The sequence below is a fragment of the Streptomyces purpurogeneiscleroticus genome (assembly GCF_020024005.1).
In the GTDB taxonomy this organism is placed as follows: Bacteria; Actinomycetota; Actinomycetes; order Streptomycetales; family Streptomycetaceae; genus Streptomyces; species Streptomyces purpurogeneiscleroticus.
The window spans coordinates 1-3680 of the sequence record NZ_NHSG01000089.1 but is presented as its reverse complement, the minus strand read 5'-3'; the positions used below and the strand labels follow the sequence as shown (position 1 = coordinate 3680).

General features: G+C 72.5%; 2 protein-coding genes and 2 pseudogenes. All 4 read right to left on the bottom strand.

Features of this window, described 5'->3' with window-relative positions:
- Positions 1 to 210: pseudogene (locus CCS38_RS02915) on the bottom strand (hypothetical protein); the annotation flags it as partial.
- A 310-nt stretch (positions 211 to 520) separates the two neighbouring features.
- Positions 521 to 1633: a peptide chain release factor 2 gene (gene prfB, locus CCS38_RS02910; protein ID WP_223731592.1), complete on the bottom strand. Its 1113-nt coding sequence runs from the start codon at positions 1631 to 1633 to the stop codon at positions 521 to 523.
- Positions 1634 to 1809: 176 nt separating this feature from the next.
- Positions 1810 to 3066 carry a serine/threonine-protein kinase gene (locus CCS38_RS02905; RefSeq protein ID WP_223731591.1) on the bottom strand — a complete coding sequence of 419 codons (1257 nt, stop codon included), beginning with the start codon at positions 3064 to 3066 and terminating at the stop codon, positions 1810 to 1812.
- Positions 3067 to 3314: 248 nt separating this feature from the next.
- A pseudogene (locus CCS38_RS02900) lies at positions 3315 to 3680 on the bottom strand (hypothetical protein); the annotation flags it as partial.

The following is a 3680-nucleotide window of genomic DNA, read 5'->3' as shown; positions in this document are numbered from 1 at the left end:
TTCACCGCCGACCGCGCCGCCGTTGTCCTCGCCGCCGTCGCCGCCGCCGAAGAGGCCGCCGAAGATGCCGACGCCGTCGTCGTCGCTCGTGGCGGTGGGCTGGTCCGACTCGGTCGCCGAAGCGGCGCCCGTCACGGTCAGCGACGCGCCCAGCGCTATCACTGCACCGGCTGCAACGCGCGCTACGCGCACCCGCGTCTTCTTGGTCATCTGGTTGCTACCCCCAGTAGCTCATGTGTCATTGGGGCATTTCTGTGCGGGGCGACGGCCGATGGGGGCACGCGACTCTCGGCCCGCTTCGCGGGCGGTTCGCTAGTTTCCCCGTTTCACACGCGCCCCAGACATACGCATGCCGCGCACTACCCTTCCCAGATCCCAACGGACCGTCAAGGTCAAATAAAGAGCGGATGACCGTATTGCGGGGCTTTATGGGGCTCGGCGGCGTACGACTGTAACCAAATCACCACAACAAAAAGCAACCGCCGCCCCGAAGGCGGCGGTTGCTGCGGGAGTACCCGGCTTACTTCTCCTGCTCCTGCTGCTTGCGCCAGCGAATGCCGGCTTCCAGGAAGCCGTCGATGTCGCCGTCCAGCACCGCCTGCGGGTTGCCGACCTCGAACTCCGTCCGGAGGTCCTTGACCATCTGGTACGGGTGCAGGACGTACGACCGCATCTGGTTGCCCCAGGAGTTGCCGCCGTCGCCCTTGAGGGCGTCCATCTTGGCCTGCTCCTCCTGGCGGCGCCGCTCCAGCAGCTTCGCCTGGAGGACGTTCATGGCGGTGGCCTTGTTCTGGATCTGCGAGCGCTCGTTCTGGCAGGAGACCACGATGCCGGTCGGGATGTGCGTCAGCCGGACCGCGGAGTCCGTCGTGTTGACGCCCTGGCCGCCGGGGCCCGAGGAGCGGTACACGTCGACGCGCAGGTCCGACTCGTCGATCTCGATGTGGTCGGTCTGCTCGACGACGGGCAGCACCTCGACGCCGGCGAACGACGTCTGGCGGCGGCCCTGGTTGTCGAACGGGGAGATGCGGACCAGGCGGTGCGTGCCCTGCTCCACGGAGAGCGTGCCGTAGGCGTACGGCACGTTGACGGCGAAGGTGGTCGACTTGATGCCGGCCTCTTCGGCGTACGAGGTCTCGTACAGCTCCGTCTTGTAGCCGTGCCGCTCGGCCCAGCGCAGGTACATGCGCTGCAGCTTCTCGGCGAAGTCGGCGGCGTCGACGCCGCCCGCCTCGGCGCGGATGTTCACGACGGCCTCACGGGAGTCGTACTCGCCGGAGAGGAGCGTGCGCACCTCCAGCTCGTCGACGGCCTTGCGGACCGAGGTCAGCTCGGCCTCCGCCTCGGCCTGGGCGTCCTCGTCGTCCTCGTCCGCGGCCAGCTCGAAGAGCACTTCGAGGTCGTCGACCCGACCGCGCAGCTCCTCGGCCTTGCGCAGCTGCCCCTGGAGGTAGGACAGCCGGCTGGTGACCTTCTGGGCGTTCTCCACGTCGTCCCAGAGGTCGGGGGCCGCTGCCTGCTCCTCGAGCGCAGCGATATCGGCCCTCATCTTGTCGAGGTCCAGGACGGCCTCGATCGACCCCATGGTCGAGGAGAGGGACTTCAGCTCTTCGGATACATCGACGACTGCCACGGGTCCAGCCTAACGGCTGGGTGGGCCGACATGAGCCGTGGCCGTCCTCGGCCGTCTTCGTACCGCCTCGGACGGCCCGGCGGGCCCGGTCGGTGGGCCCCTGCGGCGCCGTCTCGGTTGCTCGCGCAGTTCCCCGCGCCCCTTACGGGGCGCTTCCTGACGGGACGCTTCGTGAGCTACGGCACGTCCGGGGCTGTCTGCTCCGTACCCGGGCGGGCGTCGTCCGGAGCGTCGTCGCCCGAGGCGAGCCAGGTGCCGAGGCCCGCGGCGGCCACCAGGCCGGCTGCCGCGATGCCCAGCCGGACCCGCCGCTTGCGTACGCGGTGGCGGGCCGAGCCGGCCCGGCGCTCGCCCGCGGCGCGCGGCGTGCGGGCGGTGCCGTGCGCCCCTCCGGCCAGCTCGTCCGGGCCCGGCACGCGCATGCTCGTGTGCGTGTCCCGGTTGGAGTCCGGGGCCGCGCCGTGGACCAGCGGTACCGCGCCGCGGATCCGGCCGCCGTCCTCGGGCGCCGCCGGGTGGTACGGGCCGTCCTCGCGGACCGCCTCCTGGCCCGCCGCCTCGTCCGCTTCCTCTTCGCTCTCCGGCTCGTCGATGTCCAGCGGCGGGATGCCGGCCAGCGCGGGCTGGATCTCGCGCAGCCGGGCCGCCAGCTCGGGGGCGCGGAGCCGGGAGGCGGGGGCCTTGGCCAGGCACTGGACGAGCAGCTGCCACAGCTCGTCCGGGATGCCGGGGAGCGGCGCGACCCGCTCGGTGACGTGCCGGCGCAGCACCGCGCCGGGGTGCCCGCCACCGAAGGGGGTGAAGCCGGCGAGCAGCTCGTACAGGACCGTGGCCAGCGCGTACACGTCCACGGACGCGCGCGGCGGGAGGCCCTCGATGATCTCGGGGGCGAGGTAGTCGGGGGTGCCGATGACCCGGGTGGAGCGGGTGCGGCGTGGCGAGTCGACGAGGCGAGCGATGCCGAAGTCGGTGAGGAGGGCGGGGTGGGCGCCGCCCGGGCCGAGCGGGCCCTCCATGTCGAGCAGGACGTTCTCGGGCTTCACGTCGCGGTGCACGATGCGCGCGGCGTGCGCGGCGGCCAGGCCCTCGGCGACGTCGGCCACGATGGCGACCGCGGCCTCCGGGGCCAGCCGGCGCTGGGCGTCCAGGCGGGTGCGCAGGTCGGTACCGCGTACGAGGTCCATCACCAGGGCGAGGTCGTTGCCGTCCACGACCAGGTCGCGGACGCCGACCACGCGCGGGTGATCGAGGCTGAGCAGGGCGGCGCGCTCCTGTACGAAGCGGCCGACCAGCTCCTGGTCGGAGGCGAGGTCCTCGCGCAGCAGCTTGATCGCCACGGCCCCTTCGGGGCCCTCGCCCAGCCACACCGTGCCGGCGCTGCCGCGACCGAGGATCTGGTGGGCGGTGTACCGGCTGCCGATCTTCCGTGCCAAGACTGCTCCGACGGGTCTTGTCCGACAGGTGACGGCCCGCGGCGCGGATGCGCGGGGGCCGCGGCCCGGGGCGCGGGGCGCCCGGGGCCGGTGCTGGCGACAAAACTACGCGGACGGCGGCGCTTTCGGCGCCCCGGACGCCGTCAAGCGCCACTTCTCCGCCGGAAAAATCACCGGGATGTCGATAAATCTCCGGCGTCGCCACTCCGGAGGCGGGTGGCGGGCCCCCTGGCCGTGCGGGGCGGCCCTTACGAGCCGCCCACCGACTTCGAGGCGTCGCCGATCGTGGTCACCCAGTCCGAGACGGTCGAGTACCACTGGCTGATCTGGTCCCAGTAGCCGCGCCCCGTGGCGAACAGGTCCTTGAGCCCGAGCTCCCAGGCCAGCCAGGAGCCGACCACCAGCAGCACGATCATGATCAGACAGCCCTTGAGGCAGCCGAGGCCCGGGATGCGCACCGGGTTGGCGCTGCGCCGGCGCGGCTCGCGCTCGCGGCGGCGCGGCTCCGGGGCGGGCGGCCGCTGCGGTTCGTACCGCTGCGGCGGCGGCTGTCGGCGCTGCGGCTGCTGCTGGTACGGCGGCGGCTGCTGCCGGCCGTACTGCTGCTGCGGGGG